This window comes from Amycolatopsis sp. FBCC-B4732, assembly GCF_023008405.1.
Classification (GTDB): Bacteria; Actinomycetota; Actinomycetes; order Mycobacteriales; family Pseudonocardiaceae; genus Amycolatopsis; species Amycolatopsis pretoriensis_A.
Genome location: NZ_CP095376.1, coordinates 9,760,882 through 9,778,786, shown reverse-complemented (window position 1 = coordinate 9,778,786; position 17,905 = coordinate 9,760,882). Strand labels below are relative to the sequence as shown.

Sequence of the window (17,905 nt, the reverse complement as noted above, 5' to 3'; positions counted from 1 at the left end):
CCTTCACGAACTCGCGGGAAAGATCAGCCGATCGCGGCGCGCAGCGGCGTGTAGTAGCCGCCGGACTGCCCGGCCACGGTCGGGTGGTACGACTCGATCACCGGCCAGGTCAGGCTGTGCAGGTAGTCGTCGGCCGACGAGCAGATGTTGTGCCCGACGAACGACGAGCGGACGTCGACGAAGGTCGCGCCCGCCGAAGCCGCGCGCGACTGGATCACCGACGCCAGCGTGTCGGCGCCGGAGTTGATCGCCGAGCGCTTGGTGTCGCTCAGCCCCACCCAGCAGGAGCCGGGCACGGTGTAGAAGCGCGGGTAGGACAGGACGACGAGCTTGGCGCCCGGCGCCTTGGCCTTGATCGCGTTGTAGGTGTTCGTCAGCAGCGGCGGCAGCGTGTTGTTGACGTAGGTCTTCGCCGTGTTGACCCGGTTGGTGCAGTCCGAGTCGCTGCCGAGGGTGCAGGTCTGGATCACGTCGCTGAAGCCGGCGTCGTTGCCGCCCACGGTGACGGTGACCAGGGTCGCGTTGGACGGGATGGAGTTCGCCTGGTTGATCACGTCACCCGTGCGGGCGCCGGAGCAGGCCAGGAAGGTGAACGAGGTGCCACTGTGGGCGTTGGCCCACAGCTGCGGGTACGCCTTCGAGCTGCGGTAGCAGCTCCCGGAACTGCCGTAGCTGCCGGCTCCGACCCCCGAGGAGTAGGAGTCGCCGACCGCGGCGTAAACGGTCCCGGCGGCCTGGGCGAGGCCCGTCACACCGAGAGAAGCGAGGACGACGGCCCCCAGGGCCGTGCTCAACCGTAGGAAGAATCGACGTGACTTGCGGGCGGGAACAGCCATGGGGTCACTCCTTTGTGACAGAGCCAGCCCGAATAGGACAGCAGGTGGAAGCCCCACAAGGAACCCCTAGTTACCCGTAGGTAACCCACTCGGCTCACGCCGGAAGGAGGGAACGGGTGTTAGCGGTCGCTAACTTGGGGCCTTAATATGGCCGGATGCCGGCGAACCCCACTCCGCTCGTGAACGGCGAGAAGGCGAACAGACGCGAACAGATCATGTCCGCGGCCGCCGAGCTGTTCGCCCACCACGGCTTCCACGGCGTCGGCATCGACGACATCGGGGCCGCGGTCGGCATCTCCGGCCCGGCGCTCTACCGGCACTTCCGCAGCAAGGACGCGATCCTCGGCGAGATGCTGAACTCGATCAGCCGCTACCTGCTCGACGGCGGCACGAAGTGGGCCGCCCGGCCGGGCACGCCGGACGACACGCTGGCCGGCCTCGTGGCGTTCCACGTCGGCTTCGCGCTCAACCACCCGGCGTTGATCACCGTCCAGGAGCGCAACCTCGCGAACCTCACCGACGCCGACCGCAAGCAGGTGCGCGCGCTGCAGCGCCAGTACGTCGAGGTGTGGGTCGGCGCGATCCGCGAAGCGATGCCGGATCTGGGAGAACGACAGGCGCGGTCGGCGGCACACGCCGTGTTCGGGTTGATCAACTCGACCCCGTACAACCGCCATCTCGGTGACGGCGAGCTCGCCGAGCTGCTCTCCCGGCTCGCGCTGGGTGCCCTTCGCGCGGTGGGATGACCGTCCCGGATCAAGGTATCCCCACAAGGGGCGCGGCTGGTGTTTGATGGGGCACGTGGAAGCGGACTGGAACGAGCAGGAGCTCGTCGAGAAGGCTCAGCGCGCGCTGACGGCGTTGAGCCTCGGAGACGACGCCGAAGCCCTCGTCGAGGTCGCGCCGACGGCCGTCGAACCGCAGGCCCGCGCGGACGAGACCAAGGCGTTGATGCTGCTGCTGTTCGGCGAGTGCAGCGCGATGGTCGCCACCCTGGGCGACGGCGGCAGCGCGCCGGTCAAGGTCCAGGTCTTCGACGAGGACGGTGAAGAGGTCTCGATCGACCAGGCCGACCCGCCGGTGCGGACCGCGGTGCGGACGCTGCTCGCGGAGGTGCACGGCAACACGGAAGCGGCGCAGGAACAGGTGGAGATCGCACTGGCCAACGCGGCCCCGGACGAGGTCGACAGCCTGGTGCTGCAGGCGCTGCGCTGGACGATCCGGCTGTCGGTCGAGTGCCTGGACCGCGACCTGCCGGTGGCTCCCTGGATCTCGGAAGCGGTCTCGGACTAGGCGCGGAGACCGTCGACGATCACCGCCACGATCCGGGGTGCCCGCTCGTCCCACTCGGCTTCCGGGATCCGTGACAAAGCTCCGAGGAGCAGGATGACGTCGGCGGCGTCGACCCCGGCGCGGATCTCCCCGGCGGCCTTTCCCCGGTCCAGCAGCGTTTCGAGCGCTTCGTCGAGCCGGTGGTGCTGGCCGGAGTAGAGGTCCTGCCACGCCGGCACCTCGATCGCCGCCATCACGCCGCGTTTGACGCGCGCGTACTCGACCAGCCGCTCCAGCCAGCGGGACAGCGCGCCGAGCGGGGAATGCTCCGCCAGCAACGGCGCCACCGTGTCGACGAGCTGGGTCAGCTCGGCCCGGTAGACCTCCGCCAGCAGGTGCTCGCGCGTCGGGAAGTGCCGGTAGAGCGTGCCCTGCCCGACGCCCGCGGCCTTGGCGACCCGGTGCAGCTTCAGGTCGTCGACCGCGCCGTTGGACTCGCTCAGTTCCGCCCGCGCGGCCTCGACGATCCGGTCGCGGTTGGCGACGGCGTCCGAACGGCGCTCACGACCGGCCACGGCACTCTCCTCGCATAAGTGGACAACTGTCCGGTAGGGTTAACCGGACAGTTGTCAGTTTAACGGAGGACCCCATGACGAACGGACTGGACAAGGTCGTCGCGATCACCGGCGCGAGCAGCGGGATCGGCGAAGCGACCGCGCGGGAACTCGCCGGCCGCGGGGCGGCGGTGGTGCTCGGCGCCCGGCGCACCGACCGGCTGGAGGCGCTCGCGCGAAAGATCCGCGACGACGGCGGCCGCGCGGAGGTGCTGGACGTCGACGTGACGCGGCGCGCCGATCTCGAGCGGCTCGTCACGCGAGCCGTCGACCGCTTCGGACGCCTCGACGTCCTGGTCGCCAACGCCGGTGTCGCCCGGATCGCGCCGGTGGCCGACCTCGACGTCGACGCCTGGGACGCGATGATCGACGTCAACCTCCGCGGTGTCCTGCACGGCATCGCCGCCGCACTCCCGGTGTTCCGCGCGCAGGGCCGCGGCCACTTCGTCACGACCGTCTCGACGTCGGGACTGAAGATCGTCCCGGCCCAAGCCGTCTACGCGGGCACCAAGAACGCCGTGCGGACGCTGCTGGAGGCACTGCGGCAGGAGTCGACCGACGGCGTCCTGCGCACGACGTCCATCTCGCCGGGGTTCGTGCGCACCGAACTGGTCGACCACGTCGAGGATCCCGCGCAGCGCGAGCAGGCCCAGCAGGCGATGGCGGCGCTCGGCATCAGCCCCGACGCCGTCGCGCGGGCGATCGCGTTCGCCATCGAGCAGCCCGACGACGTCGAGATCGGCGACCTCACCATCCGGCCCACGCGGCAGGGCTGAGTCAAGGACGCAGCGAGCGGACGATCGGCGCCAGGTACAGCTCCGCCAGCCGGCGGCGCTGGACGTCGTCGTCGACCGGCAGGACCGTGTCCGGCGTCAGCACCAGCGACACGACGATGCGGATCAGCAGCTCGGCCATCCCGTCGACGTCCTCGGCGGGCAGGCTGAGCCGCCCGGCGGCGATCTCCGCGTGGAAGTGCGCCGCGATCCGGGCGCGCGCGGCCGCGAACAGGCCGCCGGCCTGGACGGTCAGGTGCGGCAGGATCAGCTCCGGCTCGGTGCGCAGCAGGCGGTTGAGCAGCCGGTGCCCGCGCAGGTACCCGAGGGAGAAGCTCAACCCCTCGATGAGCTTCTCCTCCGGGGTGCCCTGCGCCTCGACGACGGCGTCGACCTTCGTCAAGAACCGCTTCATCTCCCGCAGGATCAGCGCGTTGAGCAGCTGGTCCTTCTTCGGGAAGTACCGGTAGATCGTCACCCGCGAGAGCCCGACGCGGCGCGCGACGTCGTCGACGGTGAACCGCCGCAGCCCGAAGTCCTCGGCCTGGGTGAGCGCCGCGCCCATGATCCGTTCCGCGGTCTCGTCGCCGGGCAGTTCGGCTTCGAGCGCGTGCTTCAGGAGGTCGCGCATGCCCTGACTTTACATCTTGACGGAGATTGTTTCATGCGTTCTAGTGTAACAAGACACAGGGAGGCCGGCATGGGAGATCGCGAAGCCACCGCCGAACGGCTGCTCCGCTCGAGCGCCCGGCTTTCCTACGACCCGGACGTCGACGTCCACTGGGCCGCGCCGCTGAACGAAGACCAGTTCTTCATCCCCGAAAAGCTCGTCTCCCTCTACGGCACGCCGGTGTGGGACGCGCTGAGCCGCGAGCAGCGGATCGAGCTGTCGCGCCAGGAGCTGGTGAACACCGTCAGCGTCGGGATCTGGTTCGAGCTGATCCTCATGCAGATGCTGCTGCGCGCGTCCTACCACCAGGACCCGACGACCCGGCACGTGCACTACGCGCTGACCGAGGTCGCCGACGAATGCCGGCACTCCACGATGTTCGCCCGGCTGATCGAGCACGTCGACGGGCGGCCGTACCGCAACAACCGCTGGCTGCAGCTGTCCGCGCAGGCGCTCCCGTCGATCCTGCACGGGCCGGCGATGTGGGTGGCGACGCTGATCGGCGAAGAGATCTTCGACGCGCTGCAGCGCGAGCACCTCGACGACGAGACGGTGCAGCCGGTGGTGCGCGCGGTGATGCGGATCCACGTGACGGAGGAGGCCCGGCACGTCCGGTACGCGCGGGACGACCTGGTCCGCTCGCTGGCCGAAGCTCCTTGGTGGCGCAAGGAGTTCGCCAGGGTCGTGGTCGCGGTGGGCGCGCTGCTGATGTCCCGGCTGCTGTCGCGCCCGCGGCAGTACCTGCGCGCGGGGATCGACCCCGGCGTCGCGGTGGCCGCCGCGCGGACGAGCCCGCACCGGCGCGAGACGCTGGCCTTCGGGGCCCGCAAGCTCGTCCGGTTCCTGCGCGAGAACGACCTGATCGGCGGCCCGAGCGCGGTGCTGTGGCGCCGCGCCGGAATGCTCTAGACGAAGGGGAAGCCATGGCGCTCAAGGACCTGCTCGCCGCCGGCACCGGCCGGCTCGCCGATCGCATCGCCACCGCGGGTGACGAAGCGGGCGACCGCGCGGACGACGTCGCCTGGCGGGTGGCGAAGCTGTCCGACCGCGCCGCGGAACGGCTCGGCGACTACGCGGCCGAGACGTCGCGGCGGGTCGCGAACCGCTTGGTGCGCCTGGGAGAACGCGTCGGCGGCCGCTAGCCCAGCAGCACCTTCACCAGGCCCGCGATCTGGCCGGACTCGATGAGGAACGAGTCGTGGCCGTACGGCGAAGTCACCACTGACGCCTCCGGCGTCCCCGGGATGCCCGCCGCCAGCTCTTCCGACTGGTACAGCGGGTAGAGCCGGTCGCTGTCGACGCCGCCGATCACCGCGCGGGCCGTGATCCGGCCCAGCGCCGCCGCCACGCCGCCGCGGTCGCGGCCCACGTCGTGGGCGTTCATCGACTCCGTCAGCACCAGGTAGCTGTTCGCGTCGAAGCGGCGGACCAGCTTGTCGGCGTGGTGGTCCAAATAGGACTCGACGGCGAACCGCCCGCCGCGCAACGGGTCTTCGCCGCCCTGGTAGGTCCGGCCGAACCGCTGGGCCAGTTCCGGCTCACTGCGGTAGGTGACGTGCGCGATCCGGCGGGCGATGCCGAGGCCGGCCGCGGGTCCCGCGGACTGCGAGTAGTAGTCGCCGCCGTGGAAGAACGGGTCGCTGCGGATCGCGTGCAGCTGCGGGGCCGCCCAGGAGATCTGCTCGGCCGACGCCCGCGCGGTGGACGCCAGCACCAGCACCGAAGCCACCCGGCCGGGCAGCGAAACCGCCCACTCCAGCGCGCGCATCCCGCCCATGGAGCCGCCGACGACGGCCGCCCAGCGGTCGATGCCCAGGTGGTCGGCCAGCACCGCCTCCGAAGCGACCTGGTCCCGCACCGTCACGACCGGGAACCGGCTGCCCCACGGCCGGCCGTCGAAGTCCGACGAGGGCCCGGTCGAGCCCTGGCAGCCGCCCAGCACGTTCGGGACCACGACGAAGTACTCGTCGGTGTCCACGGCCTTCCCCGGCCCGATCAGCGCGTCCCACCAGCCCGCGTTCGGGTGCCCGGGCACGAGGGGACCGGCCGCGTGGCTGTCGCCGGTCAGCGCGTGCTCGACGAGGATCGCGTTGGACGCGTCGGAGTTCAGCGTCCCCCACGTTTCGTACGCGAGCGTGAAGGACGGCAGCACGCCACCGGCCTCCAGCGCGAGCGCGCCGGGGCCGGTGACGAACTTCCGGCGGCCTGGCGGATCACCGATCCGCCAGGCCCCGGTGACGGGGCCACCCGTCACAGTTCCGCCTTGGCCGCCCGGAATCCGGCCTCCAGGTCGGCCTTGAGGTCCTCGATCCCCTCCAGGCCGACGGCGAGCCGGACCAGGCCCGGCGTGACGCCGCTCGAGAGCTGCTCCTCCGGGTTGAGCTGGCTGTGCGTGGTCGACGCCGGGTGCACGATCAGGCTGCGGACATCGCCGATGTTCACCAGCTGGCTGTGCAGCTCGGTGCCGTCGACGAACTTGCGGCCCGCGTCGACGCCGCCACGCAGGTCGAACGACAGGACCGCGCCCGCGCCGCGCGGCAGGTACTTCTGCGCCGCGGAGTAGAAGGGGCTCGACGGCAGGCCGGCGTAGTACACCTTCTCGACCTCGTCGCGCTGCTCCAGCCACTCGGCCAGCGCCTGCGCGTTCGAGACGTGCCGCTCGAGGCGCAGCGACAGCGTCTCGATGCCCTGCAGGATCAGGAAGCTGTTCAGCGGCGCGATCGCCGCGCCGGTGTCGCGCAGGATCTGGACGCGCGCCTTGGCCGCGTACGCACCCGGGCCGAGCGCCTCCCAGTACTTGAGGCCGTGGTAGCTCGGGTCCGGCTCGTTGAAGCCCGGGAACTTCGCCGGGTCCTTGCCGAAGTCGAACGTGCCGCCGTCGACGAGCACGCCGGCCACCGTGGTGCCGTGGCCGCCGAGGTACTTCGTCGCGGAGTGCACGACGACGTCGGCGCCGTGCTCGATCGGGCGCACCAGGTACGGCGTCGGCACCGTGTTGTCGACGACGAGCGGGACGCCGGCCTCGTGCGCGACGTCGGCGACGCCCCGGATGTCGAGGACGTTGCTACCCGGGTTGGCCAGCGTCTCGGCGAAGAACAGCTTCGTGTTCGGCCGGACGGCGGCGCGCCACTGCTCCAGGTCGTCCTGGTCGTCGATGAAGGTGACCTCGATGCCGAGCTTCGGCAGCGTGTAGTGGAAGAGGTTGTAGGTACCGCCGTAGAGCGACGGGCTCGAGACGAAGTGGTCGCCCGCGCTCGCGAGGTTGAGGATCGCCGCCGTGGTCGCGGCCGAGCCGGACGCGAACGCCAGCGCCGCGACGCCGCCTTCGAGCGCGGCGAGCCGCTGCTCCAGGACGTCCTGGGTCGGGTTCATGATCCGCGTGTAGATGTTGCCGGGCTCGGCGAGGCTGAACAGGTCGGCGCCGTGCTGGCTGTCGCGGAAGACGTACGACGTCGTCTGGTAGATGGGGGTCGCCCGCGCGCCGGTCGCCGGGTCCGGCGCGGCGCCCGCGTGGATCTGCTTGGTCTCGAAGGACCAGGCCGAGGTGTCGTCCGCGCTCATCGGTTCTCCTTGCGGCTCAAGGGCTTCATGGGGCTGCCGGGACGAAGCTACTTGGGCTGAACGGAGCACCCAACCGTTCCCACCCCCTGGGAGTACCACGCACTTGGCAAACTAATCTCTCTGTGACTAAGATACTTTTACAGGGAGATTCACGGACATGGAGGTAATCGGGATGGAACGGGTACAAGTGCTGGTCGTGGGGGCCGGACTGGGCGGGCTGTCGGCGTCGTTGTTCCTCGCGCAGGCCGGAGTGGACGTGCTGACCGTCGAACGGCACGCCGGAACGTCGGTCCACTCGCGCGCCGCCGGGCAGAACTGGCGCACGATGGAGCTGTTCCACTGGGCGGGCATCGACCGCGAGGTGCTGGCGGTGAGCCCCCGTGCGTCACAGGGGCTGCGGATCACCGTCGCGACCAGCCTGGCCGGGCGCGTGCTGCACCGGCTCGCCGAGGACGGCAGCGAGTTCGACGTCTCGGCCTCGACCACGCTGCCCGCCGGCATGGCCGGGCAGGACGTCGTCGAGCCGATCTTGCTGGCGCACGCGGAGCAGGCGGGCGCGCGGATCCGCTTCCGCACCGGACTCGTCGAGCTGACGCCGGACGCCGACGGCGTCACCGCGACGCTGCGGCACCGCGATTCGGGTGAAGAGACGGTGGTGCGCGCGGACTACGTCGTCGCGGCCGACGGCGGCCGCAGCGGCATCCGGGCCCGGCTCGGCATCGGGACCACCGGGATGGACGCGCTGAGCCACTGCCTCGGCGTGGTGTTCGACGCCGACCTCGGCGACCGCGTCCAGGCCGGCGTGACCGACCTGTTCTACCTGCAGCACCCCGAGTTCACGGCCGGGCTGGTCAACACCGACGTGCCGGACCGGTACGTCTTCGCGCCGGACTACTTCCCGGAGAAGGGCGAAAGCCCGGCGGACTTCACCCCCGACCGGCTGGTCGCGATGATCCGCAGCGCCACCGACCTGCCGGACCTGGACCCGAAGATCGTCTGGACGGGGTCCTGGGAGATCGCCGCGCGGCTGGCCGACCGCTTCCGGGACGGGCGGGTCTTCCTGATCGGCGACGCGGCGAAGGTGACCCCGCCGACCGGCGGGATGGGCGGCAACACAGCGGTGGGCGACGCCGCGGACATCGCGTGGAAGCTCGCCGCGGTGCTGCGCGGCGAAGCGGGGCCGGGACTGCTCGACACCTACGAAGCCGAACGCCGTCCGATCGCGCGGATGGTCGTCGACACGTCCCTGCACAACATGAAGCAGCGCATGCACCCGGGCCTCGACGTCTCCGGGATCACGCCGGCGGAGGACCCGCTGGGCATCCTGCTCGGCTTCCGCTACCGCTCGACGGCCGTGCTGTCCGAGGAGCCCGACGACGGCGCGCGCGTCGAGGACGTGCACGCGCCGACCGGGCGGCCCGGGTTCCGCGCGCCCGGCCTGGAGTCCACCGTGGACCTGCTGGGCCGGTCGTGGGTGCTGCTCTGCGCGGGCGACGGCTCGGCGTGGACCCCGGCCGCCGCTTCGGCCGGCATCGGCTGCCACGCCATCGACGGCGAATTGTTCGCTTCGCGGTACGGCCTTTCGGAGGGCGGCGCTTCGCTCGTGCGTCCGGACGGCATCGTGGCGTGGCGCGCACCGGCGCCCGTCGACGACCCGGAGGCCGAACTGCGGCGCGTGCTCGACGCGGTGCTTTCGCGTCGGTCACGCTGAACGCGTCCGTCGGCACGGCAACCCGCTGACCCTGCGGACGCGAGACCGCTGGGCCGAGGGGAAGCCGGTGAGCCGCACGACGTCTGACGTCGCTCACCCCGCCGCCGGGCGGTGGGCGACGCCGACGAAGTGCTCGTGCAGTTCCCGCACGTGCTGGGCCCAGAACAGCTGGCGGCCGCCACGGGTGCGCGGGACGGCCAGGCCCTTCCGGCTCGCGAGCCGGAAGAAGCCCGGTCCGGCGTCGTCGGCGCCGAGGTTGCGGACGAGCGCGCCGAGCAGCCGCTCGCCCGACTCCGCGTACGCCGCCTCGGAAATCCGGTCGAGCAGGTAGGCCATGCTCGCGCGGCCGGCCCCGGTCGTGAAGTCGAACCCGGCGACGCCGGTGGCGCGCACGAGCGCGGCGGCGAATTCGCCGTACGAGGTGGTCCGGTCCGCCACCGCCCTGGCGATCAGGATCGTCCGGCCCGCCGCGATCATCTTTTTCCATTCCGCCACGTCACGTCCGTACAACCCGATCACCTCGCGCTTTCGAAACCGGTCACCGCGAACAAGCGCGAGAGAATGCCACAACATCGACCGGCGCTCCCACCGGGGTATGCCCTTGCCCCGCAGGGAGATTCACTACCGAGTGGACAGTTCTTTTCGGTCTCCCGGCGGCGACGACAGGAATTTTCGGCTATTGCGAAAATCGGGGGAACCCGCTGGGAACGCGAGCACGAGTGCCATAGAGTCGGCCAGTCCTCGACCCGGAGAAGATCTTTCGGGCCGCCATTTCCGGAAACAGCCAGGAGTGCGGTGAGCGAAACGCGGGACCGGCCTTCGTTCGACTTCCTAGCGTGGGCGCTGCGCGCCTGCCGGGCCCAGGGGAGCACCGGCTCGCTCTACCTCGCGGGCCGTCCGGGTGGCGTGTTCCGCCAGGCCGTCGTCCGCAGCAGCGGCGGCTACCTGACCGTCACTCCGTCGTCGCCGAGCACGACCATCAGCGCGAGCTTCTCGATCGAGCGCATCGGCTCGATCCTCACCGCCTGTGCCCGACTGCCTGGCTTCCGGCGTGGTCGACCTGGCCACCGGCATGCTGCTGTCGGTCGAGACCACCGACGCGCACCCGCCGGAGGTGCTGGACCTGCTGGCCAGGGCGTCCCTCGGCCTGTTCCAGGGCCGCACAGTCGTGATGATCGGAGACATCTTCAAGGAACGCCGCGTCCTCGCCGTCGCGCGCCGCGTGGTCAAGAGCGTGGAGCTCTGACCCCTGAACGCCTACCGGGGCGACGCGTCCGCCCGCCGCCGCCCCGGTAGGCCCCCTTTCAGCGGCGGCCGAGCACCCAGTGGAAGGTCGCCGGGCCCTCCGGCTCCTCGAGCGTCGCCGGTTCGTCCACTTCGAGCGTGAACCCGGCCGCTTCGAGCAGCCGCCGGTTCTCGGCGGACCCGTTGCTGCTGAAGAACATCGGGGTCCCCAGCCATTCGGCCTCGACTCCGTTCGCTTCGCCGCGGCCGAGCGCGGCGAGGAACCGGCCGCCGGGCCGCAGCCAGCCGGCGATCCGCGCGAAGAGCGCGCCGTGTTCTTCCCGGGGCACGTGCAGGACCGAGTAGAACGCCGTGACGGCGTCGAAGCTGCCGTCCGGAAAGGACAGCCGGGTCATGTCGCCCCGCTCGAACCGCGCGCCGGGGACGTTCCGGCGGGCCAGCTCGAGCTGGGCCGCGGAAAGGTCGACACCGAGGACGTCGTGGCGCTCGGCCAGCACCGCGGTGCACGGCACGCCCGCCCCGCACCCGAGGTCGAGGACGCGGGCGCCGTCGGGGAGCCGGTCGTTCAGCTGCGCCAGCAAACGCATCCGCGGCTCGTCCTCGATCCGGGCACTCCACTCGAGGTAGCGCTCCGCCGAGCTGTCGTAGCCGGATTCGACGATCCGACGGGGCTCGCTCACCCCTTCGACCCTACCGAGCCGTCCACCGGTTTCTCGGCCAGAATGATCCCGTGGTGTCGGTGCGCAGCGTGGTCGACCGGGTGGGGCCGACGCTGCTCCACGCGCTCCAGGTGCCCGAGGACTCCCCCGCGGTCGCCGACGTCGTCATCGCCGAACCCGGCGGCGCCGTCACCCTGTCGGCAGGCGACCTCGTGCTCGGCGTCGCCACGACCGGTCCCGAAGACGCTGCCGAGCTCGTGCGCCAGAGCGCCGGGCAGGGCGCCGCCGCCGTGCTGCTCAAGCCGCCGGTCGCCGGGAAGCCGTCGGTGAAGCGGGCCGCGAAGGCGAGCGGGATCGCGCTGGTGCAGGTGCACGCGGCGACGTCGTGGGCGCAGCTCGTGTGGCTGCTGCGGACTGTCCTCGACGCCCTCGCCGACGAGTCCGAAGACCTCGACCCCGGCTCCGGCGACCTCTTCCGGCTCGCCGACGCCGTCGCGTCCGTCGTGGACGCCCCGGTGACCATCGAGGACACCAACTCGCGCGTGCTCGCCTACTCCGCGCGCCAGGACCTCACCGACCCCGCGCGCGTCGCCACGATCATGGGCCGCCGCATCCCCGACGACGTCCTCGCGCGGTTCCGGTCGCGCGGGGTGTTCCGCGAGCTGTCGCGCGGCCGGCAGACGATCTTCGTCCCCGCCCAGCGCGACGGCACGCTGCCGCGGCTGATCGTGCCGATCCGGATGGGCGGCGAGCTGCTCGGCTCGATGTGGGCGGTGGTCGCCGGGCCGGTGTCCGACGAGCGCGCGGCCGCGTTCGCCGACGCCGCCCCGGTCGTCGCGCTGCACCTGCTGCGGCGCCGCGCGCACACCGACGCGCAGCGCCGCGCGTCGGCCGAACTGCTGCGCGGAGTGCTCGAAGGCCGCGCGAACCCGCGCAAGGCGATGGCCGAGCTCGACCTGTCCGACGAGCCGCACCGCGTGGTCGTCATCGAGGTCACCGGCGGCGACGGGCGCGACGCCGAGGGCCTGCGCCTCGCGCTGCTCGAACGCATCTCCCAGGGCATCGGCAGCCGCCCGGTGGCGACCGAGCTGGGCGGGCTGCTCTACGCCGTGGTCCCGGACCGGCCGGGCCCCGGCGGGTGGGCGGAACTGCGCGAGGCTCTCGTCGCGACGGGACCGTCCCGTCGCGTCGGTGCTCCGCGCGCCGCGGCGGGTGCGCCCGGCGAGATCGGCGACCTCTCGGCGTCGCGTCTGCAGGCCGACGAAGCCCTCGGACTGCTGCGCGCGGAGCTGCTCGAAGCGCGCGTGATCACCTTCGACGAAGCCTGGACGGCGCTGACCCTGCACCGCGGCGCGACCGCGGCGGCCGGCGCGAAGGTCGCCGAGCTCGGCCCGCTGGGCGCGCTGCGCGCGCACGACGAGACGGGCAAGGCCGGCTACGTCGAGACGCTCTACGAGTGGCTGCGCCACCCCGGCGACCCGCGCGCGGCGGCGCGGGAGCTGCGCATCCACCCGAACACCCTGCGGTACCGGATGCGGAAGCTCCTGGAACTGGTCCCGCTGGACCTCGACGACCCCGACGTCCGGCTGGCGCTGATCACGCAGCTCGTGGCGCTGCACTGGAGCTGATTGCGCCGTTCGGCCCAGTACGCGACGCATGCGCTGCTCCGCATGGATCGCGCCGATCGTCCGGATTGTGTTTTCCAGCCGAAAGGTGGTGGATTCCGGTGATCGCCTGACGCATTTTCTCTGCACCACCCGGCGCGGCCGGGTCATCGCACGAGGAGTTGTCCATGAGCAGTTCGGTCAGCAGGGCTCTCAAGCTGGGCGCGGTGTCCGCGCTGTCCCTCGTCGCCCTGGTCGTCCCGGGCGCCACCGCCGGGAGCGCCGTCGCGGCACCGTCCGGCGACTGCTTCACCCCCACCCAGCCGGCGGACCGGAGCAAGGACGGCCACGCCGACAGCCTGTCGCCCGCCGAGGCGGCCCGCGTCGAAGCGGACATGCAGAGCAAGCTCGCCGGCAAGCGGACGGCGTTCAAGGCCGCGGCGGCGGTCTCGATCCCGGTGTACTTCCACGTGATCACGAGCGGCTCGACCGGCAACCTGCCGGCGGCCACGATCACCAAGCAGATTTCGGTGCTGAACAGCGCGTACGGCTCCAAGGGCTTCAGCTTCTCGCTGGTGAGCACCGACTACACGAACAACTCGACCTGGTACAACGGCATCACCGACGGCACCTCGGCCGAGCGCAACATGAAGAACGCGCTGCGCAAGGGCGGCAAGAACGCGCTGAACATCTACACCGCCAACCTCGGCGACGACCTGCTCGGCTGGGCGACGTTCCCGTGGAACTACAACTCGCAGCCGAAGCTGGACGGCGTCGTCATCCTCGACGAGTCCCTCCCGGGCCGCTCGGCGACGAACTACAACGAGGGCGACACGGCCACGCACGAGGTCGGCCACTGGATGGGGCTCTACCACACGTTCCAGGGCGGCTGCTCCGGTTCGGGCGACTACGTGTCCGACACCCCGGCCGAAGCGACGGCGACGTCGGGCTGCCCGACGACCAAGGACACCTGCACGGCGTCGGGCAAGGACCCGGTGCACAACTTCATGGACTACAGCTACGACAACTGCATGTACGAGTTCACCGCGGGCCAGGGCACGCGGATGAACAGCTCCTGGTCCGCTTACCGCGCCTGAACGGTTTCCGTGAAGGGCACCTCATGGCTTTCAAGTCCATGAGGTGCCCTGCACGGCACCACGGATCAGGAGCACTGTTTTGCCGCGAAGGACGCTCTCACAACCTCGTAGCTGAGGTCGGTCGCAATCAGCCGCGAAGGCCGCAGGTGCACCCAGAGGGTGTCCTGGTTCTCGTGCAGGTACGCCCGGAACCGTGGATCCCACCGCTCCTCGTCCGCACCGAGGTATCGCACCAGCTTCCGGCGCCCGCGCGGGACGTCGAACGGGCGCAACTCCGCGGCACCGCTCGCCACCACCTGCCGGACCAGCCCGGTGTCCAGCTCGCAGACGTCCACCGTGAGCGCGATCCGCGGCCGCTCGCGATCCGCGCCGGCAGGCGCGACCACTCGCCGCTGAGGATCCAGAACGCGCCGCCCTCCCAGAGGTACCGAGTGGGCCGGACCGTCGGGCCGTCCGTGGCCACCCGGGCGGTGAGCGACCGGGCGAGGAACTCGTCCACGTCGAACGTGCTCATGCGACCAGCAGCGTCTTCCCCACCGTGGCCCGGGATTCCATCGCCGCGTGGGCGTCCGCCGCCTTCTCCAGCGGGAAGCGCTGGCCGATCACCGGCACCAGCCGGCCCGCCGCCGCTTCCGCCAGTGCCGACTCCGTGAACGCCCGCAGCTCCGCCGGGCTCCCGATCGAGCGCACCAGGGAAACCCCGCGCGCGGCAGCGTCCTCTTCGGACACTTCCGCCCACGAACCGCTCGCCAGCCCGTAGACCGCCATCCGCCCGCCTCGCCGCAGCGCACCGAAAGCGGCCGCGCCGATCGGGCCGCCCACGCCGTCGAAGACGACGTCGACCGGCCCCACCTCGGACACCCAATCCGGGGCCAGGTAGTCGACCACGGCGTCCGCCCCGAGCACCCGGGCCACCTTCGCCGGACCGCCCGCTGCGCCGATCACGACCGCGCCCGCCGCCTTCGCCAGCTGGACCAGCAGGCCGCCGACACCGCCCGCCGCGGCCTCGACCAGGACTCGATCGCCGGGGCGCACGCTGGCCGCATGCACCAAGCCGGTCGCGGTGCGGCCGTCCGCGAGCACCGCCACCGCCGCGTCGAGTTCCAGGGAAGACGGCACCTGGAACACCGCCGTCGCGGCCACCGCGACGCGCTGGGCGTAGCCACCGGAACCGCCGGTCGACGTCACCACCCGCTGCCCGGCCAGTCCCGGGTCGACGCCTTCGCCGACCGCGCTGATCACCCCGCCGACGCCGTTGCCCGGGATCACCGGCGGCGTCACCCGGAACGGCCCGGGCGCGCCCGCCCGCAGCTGCGTCTCGACGAACGTCGTGTTCACGAAGGCCACTTCGACCAGCACCTGACCGGGCCCGGCGACGGGATCCGGAGCGTCCCCGGGGACCAGCACCTCCGGGCCGCCGAACTCACGCAACCACACAGCTCTCATGCGCCCACGCTGCAACTTCAAGTGAAGTCGAAGTCAATGGTGTTGTCCGCCGAGCACCACGAACCCGGCGAAAAAATGTCCGTGCAGCACGATGACACCGCCGTCCGGGTGGCTCACCGTGAGTGGCACCACCGCACCGATTTTCGACGCAGACCGACCCAGGAGGCCGACCGTGCGTATCGCCGTTCCCCGTGAGATCAAGAGGCACGAGTACCGGGTCGCGCTGACCCCGGCCGGCGTGCACGAGCTGGTCGGGCGCGGGCACGACGTCTTCGTCGAGACCGGTGCCGGCACCGGGTCGTCCATCTCCGACGAGGAGTACGTCGCCGCCGGCGCGAAGATCCTCGCCACCGCCGACGAGACCTGGGCCGAGGGCGAGCTCGTCCTCAAGGTCAAGGAGCCCATCGCCGAGGAGTACGGCCGGCTCCGGCGCGACCAGGTCCTGTTCACCTACCTGCACATCGCCGCCGACCGCCCGCTGACCGACGCGCTGCTGGCCGCCGGCACCACCGCGATCGCCTACGAGACGGTGCAGACCGCCACCGGCGCGCTCCCGCTGCTCGCCCCGATGTCCGAGGTCGCGGGCCGGCTGGCCCCGCAGGTCGGCGCGTTCTCGCTGATGAAGCCGAGCGGCGGGCGCGGTGTCCTGCCCGGCGGCATCCCCGGCGTGCACCCGGCGCGCGTCGTCGTCATCGGCGGCGGCGTGGCCGGCCTCAACGCCGCCCGCGTCGCGCTGGGCCTCGGCTCGGACGTCGAGATCCTCGACACCAACGTCGACCGCCTCCGCCAGATCGACAACGACTTCGGCGGCCGCATCCGCACGGTGACGTCGACCCGCCTGTCGGTCGAGGAGTCCGTGCTGCAGGCCGACATGGTCATCGGCGCGGTGCTGGTGCCGGGCGCGAAGGCGCCGAAGCTCGTCTCGAACGAGCTCGTATCGCGCATGAAGGCCGGCAGCGTGCTCGTCGACATCGCGATCGACCAGGGCGGCTGCTTCGCCGACTCGCGCCCGACCACCCACGACGAGCCGACCTACACCGTGCACGAGTCGGTCTTCTACTGCGTCGCGAACATGCCGGGCGCGGTGCCCCGGACGTCGACCTACGGGCTCACCAACGTCACGCTGCCCTACGCGGTCCAGCTGGCCGAGCACGGCTGGAAGGCCGCGCTGCAGGCCGACGCCGCGCTCGCGAAGGGCCTCAACACCCACGACGGCGCCCTGACCAACGGCCCGGTCGCGGTGGCGCACGACCTGGTGCACACGCCGCTGGACACCGTCCTCGCCTGACCTACCTCACCCGAGCGGGTCCCTGTCGTTCCGCGGCAGGGGCCCGCTCCCCTTTTGCCACCAGCCGTCGCCCGTACGCGATGGCCGGCTGCTCGACCCACTTCCGGAGACCGCACGCGAAGAGCAGCGCCACGGCGGAGGTGGCGACCGCCTTCCCCAGCCCGGTCGGGAACAGCAGGCCGGTCACGCCCGCCGCGCCCGTCTGGGCCAGGTAGAGCGCGTAGGAGCGGTCGCCGATGAACGTCAGCACGCGGCTCGAGAGCACCCTCCGCACCGGCCCCGCCGAGACCACCGCGACCAGCAGCAGCGCCGCGCCCACCGCGTAGACCGGGACGACGAACTGCCAGTTCCCGCCGAGCGCCCGCCCCAGCGGCTCGACCGACAGCTGGAGCACGCCGAACCCGAGCGCCACCAGCGTCGCCGCGGCCGGGCTGGTCAGCGGCCGCAGCACGGCGAACCCGCGCGGGTGGTGCAGCGCCAGCGCGAGCAGGCAGCCGACGATCAGCGAGCCGTAGTGCACGGACAGGCTCGCCCACTGGTGCGCGGGAGCCAGCGGCAGGACGCCGAGCACGAACCCCAGCGCGCCCGCGCCGATCAGCAGGCGCTGCGCGGTCTTGCCGGTCTTCGCGAACGACGTCAGCACGAGCAGCGCGGGCCAGACGAGGTAGAACTTCTCCTCGACGCCCAGAGACCACGACGTCGGGTACGGCGTGTTGAAGTCGACGACTTCGTTGAGGAACGTCAGGTAGTACGGCATCGCGTCGGCGAGCCGGCTGCTCCCGTACGTCCCGGCGAGCGTCACCGCCAGCGCCGTCAGGCCGAGCAGCAGGAAGTACACCGGCATGATCCGGAAGACGCGGCGGAGGTAGAAGTCGCGCACCGAGATCCGGCCCGTGCGGTCCTCTTCGCGCAGCGCCAGCGTCGTGATCAGGAACCCGGACAGCACGAAGAACAGCTGGACGGCGATCCAGCCCTGCAGCCGGTCGAGCGCCGGGCCGCCGTAGTGGAAGAACACGACGGCCAGCGCGGCGAGCGCGCGCACGCCGGTCAGGCCGGGGAACCACGACGACGATCGGTATTCGGCGTGGTCGAGGGGCCGCCAAGAGATGATCATGCGCGCAGCGTCGGC

The 17,905-nt window shown here is 71.5% G+C and carries 20 protein-coding genes; 10 read left to right on the top strand and 10 right to left on the bottom strand.

The features are described from left to right. Positions 1-23 precede the first annotated feature (23 nt). A complete protein-coding gene (locus tag MUY14_RS44690) occupies positions 24-836 on the bottom strand; it encodes an SGNH/GDSL hydrolase family protein (protein ID WP_247018937.1) in 813 nt (270 codons plus the stop codon). 155 nt (positions 837-991) lie between these two features. Between MUY14_RS44690 and MUY14_RS44685 the strand changes: the two genes are divergently transcribed. Together MUY14_RS44685 and MUY14_RS44680 are read left to right on the top strand one after the other, a co-directional pair. Beyond that, positions 992-1,582, top strand: a complete 591-nt coding sequence (locus tag MUY14_RS44685; RefSeq protein WP_247018936.1) for a TetR/AcrR family transcriptional regulator — start codon at positions 992-994, stop codon at positions 1,580-1,582. Positions 1,583-1,628: 46 nt separating this feature from the next. Then, the gene (locus MUY14_RS44680) at positions 1,629-2,129 is read left to right on the top strand and encodes a hypothetical protein (RefSeq protein ID WP_247018934.1); all 501 of its coding nucleotides are present in this window, start codon (positions 1,629-1,631) and stop codon (positions 2,127-2,129) included. Here the strand turns inward: MUY14_RS44680 and MUY14_RS44675 are convergent. Then, positions 2,126-2,683: a TetR/AcrR family transcriptional regulator gene (locus MUY14_RS44675; RefSeq protein ID WP_247018932.1), complete on the bottom strand. Its 558-nt coding sequence runs from the start codon at positions 2,681-2,683 to the stop codon at positions 2,126-2,128. The two genes, MUY14_RS44680 and MUY14_RS44675, sit on opposite strands and share 4 nt — an antisense overlap. Before the next feature lie 74 nt (positions 2,684-2,757). Here MUY14_RS44675 and MUY14_RS44670 point away from each other — a divergent pair, with 74 nt between their 5' ends. Further along, positions 2,758-3,498, top strand: coding sequence for an SDR family oxidoreductase (locus tag MUY14_RS44670; RefSeq protein ID WP_247018930.1), 741 nt, complete (start codon positions 2,758-2,760; stop codon positions 3,496-3,498). Position 3,499: 1 nt separating this feature from the next. Here MUY14_RS44670 and MUY14_RS44665 read toward each other — a convergent pair whose 3' ends face one another. Beyond that, on the bottom strand, positions 3,500-4,126 hold the full coding sequence (locus MUY14_RS44665) for a TetR/AcrR family transcriptional regulator (RefSeq protein ID WP_247018928.1): 627 nt from the start codon (positions 4,124-4,126) through the stop codon (positions 3,500-3,502). A 69-nt stretch (positions 4,127-4,195) separates the two neighbouring features. Here MUY14_RS44665 and MUY14_RS44660 point away from each other — a divergent pair, with 69 nt between their 5' ends. Beyond that, positions 4,196-5,074: a diiron oxygenase gene (locus MUY14_RS44660; protein ID WP_247018926.1), complete on the top strand. Its 879-nt coding sequence runs from the start codon at positions 4,196-4,198 to the stop codon at positions 5,072-5,074. 14 nt (positions 5,075-5,088) lie between these two features. Further along, positions 5,089-5,307: a hypothetical protein gene (locus MUY14_RS44655; RefSeq protein ID WP_247018925.1), complete on the top strand. Its 219-nt coding sequence runs from the start codon at positions 5,089-5,091 to the stop codon at positions 5,305-5,307. Here MUY14_RS44655 and MUY14_RS44650 read toward each other — a convergent pair. Together MUY14_RS44650 and MUY14_RS44645 are read right to left on the bottom strand one after the other, a co-directional pair. Next, positions 5,304-6,419 (bottom strand): homoserine O-acetyltransferase, encoded by a 1,116-nt coding sequence (locus MUY14_RS44650; RefSeq protein WP_247018924.1) that lies wholly within the window; start codon positions 6,417-6,419, stop codon positions 5,304-5,306. The two genes, MUY14_RS44655 and MUY14_RS44650, sit on opposite strands and share 4 nt — an antisense overlap. Further along, positions 6,416-7,726: a bifunctional o-acetylhomoserine/o-acetylserine sulfhydrylase gene (locus MUY14_RS44645; RefSeq protein WP_247018923.1), complete on the bottom strand. Its 1,311-nt coding sequence runs from the start codon at positions 7,724-7,726 to the stop codon at positions 6,416-6,418. The genes MUY14_RS44650 and MUY14_RS44645 overlap by 4 nt, the downstream gene beginning before the upstream one ends. A 172-nt stretch (positions 7,727-7,898) precedes the next feature. On the opposite strand from MUY14_RS44645, the gene rdmE reads away from it, so the two are divergent. Further along, entirely contained in the window at positions 7,899-9,437 is a 1,539-nt protein-coding gene (gene rdmE, locus MUY14_RS44640) for an aklavinone 12-hydroxylase RdmE (protein ID WP_247018921.1), read from the top strand. A 93-nt stretch (positions 9,438-9,530) separates the two neighbouring features. On the opposite strand, the gene MUY14_RS44635 is transcribed toward rdmE, so the two are convergent. Then, positions 9,531-9,932 carry a hypothetical protein gene (locus tag MUY14_RS44635; protein ID WP_247018919.1) on the bottom strand — a complete coding sequence of 134 codons (402 nt, stop codon included), beginning with the start codon at positions 9,930-9,932 and terminating at the stop codon, positions 9,531-9,533. A gap of 532 nt (positions 9,933-10,464) precedes the next feature. Between MUY14_RS44635 and MUY14_RS44630 the strand changes: the two genes are divergently transcribed. After that, positions 10,465-10,683, top strand: coding sequence for a hypothetical protein (locus MUY14_RS44630; protein ID WP_247018917.1), 219 nt, complete (start codon positions 10,465-10,467; stop codon positions 10,681-10,683). Positions 10,684-10,741: 58 nt separating this feature from the next. On the opposite strand, the gene MUY14_RS44625 is transcribed toward MUY14_RS44630, so the two are convergent. Beyond that, positions 10,742-11,362 carry a class I SAM-dependent methyltransferase gene (locus tag MUY14_RS44625; RefSeq protein ID WP_247018916.1) on the bottom strand — a complete coding sequence of 207 codons (621 nt, stop codon included), beginning with the start codon at positions 11,360-11,362 and terminating at the stop codon, positions 10,742-10,744. Between the two features lie 50 nt (positions 11,363-11,412). Between MUY14_RS44625 and MUY14_RS44620 the strand changes: the two genes are divergently transcribed. Together MUY14_RS44620 and MUY14_RS44615 are read left to right on the top strand one after the other, a co-directional pair. Then, a complete protein-coding gene (locus tag MUY14_RS44620; protein ID WP_247018915.1) occupies positions 11,413-12,969 on the top strand; it encodes a CdaR family transcriptional regulator in 1,557 nt (518 codons plus the stop codon). 164 nt (positions 12,970-13,133) lie between these two features. Then, a complete protein-coding gene (locus MUY14_RS44615) occupies positions 13,134-14,042 on the top strand; it encodes a zinc metalloprotease (RefSeq protein WP_247018914.1) in 909 nt (302 codons plus the stop codon). Positions 14,043-14,107: 65 nt separating this feature from the next. On the opposite strand, the gene MUY14_RS44610 is transcribed toward MUY14_RS44615, so the two are convergent. Then, positions 14,108-14,428 carry a hypothetical protein gene (locus MUY14_RS44610; RefSeq protein ID WP_247018911.1) on the bottom strand — a complete coding sequence of 107 codons (321 nt, stop codon included), beginning with the start codon at positions 14,426-14,428 and terminating at the stop codon, positions 14,108-14,110. 124 nt (positions 14,429-14,552) lie between these two features. Then, the gene (locus MUY14_RS44605) at positions 14,553-15,488 is read right to left on the bottom strand and encodes a zinc-binding dehydrogenase (RefSeq protein ID WP_247018909.1); all 936 of its coding nucleotides are present in this window, start codon (positions 15,486-15,488) and stop codon (positions 14,553-14,555) included. A 172-nt stretch (positions 15,489-15,660) separates the two neighbouring features. Between MUY14_RS44605 and ald the strand changes: the two genes are divergently transcribed. Then, positions 15,661-16,776 carry an alanine dehydrogenase gene (gene ald, locus MUY14_RS44600; RefSeq protein ID WP_247018908.1) on the top strand — a complete coding sequence of 372 codons (1,116 nt, stop codon included), beginning with the start codon at positions 15,661-15,663 and terminating at the stop codon, positions 16,774-16,776. Position 16,777: 1 nt separating this feature from the next. On the opposite strand, the gene MUY14_RS44595 is transcribed toward ald, so the two are convergent. Then, positions 16,778-17,890, bottom strand: coding sequence for an acyltransferase (locus MUY14_RS44595; RefSeq protein WP_247018906.1), 1,113 nt, complete (start codon positions 17,888-17,890; stop codon positions 16,778-16,780). Positions 17,891-17,905 lie beyond the last annotated feature (15 nt).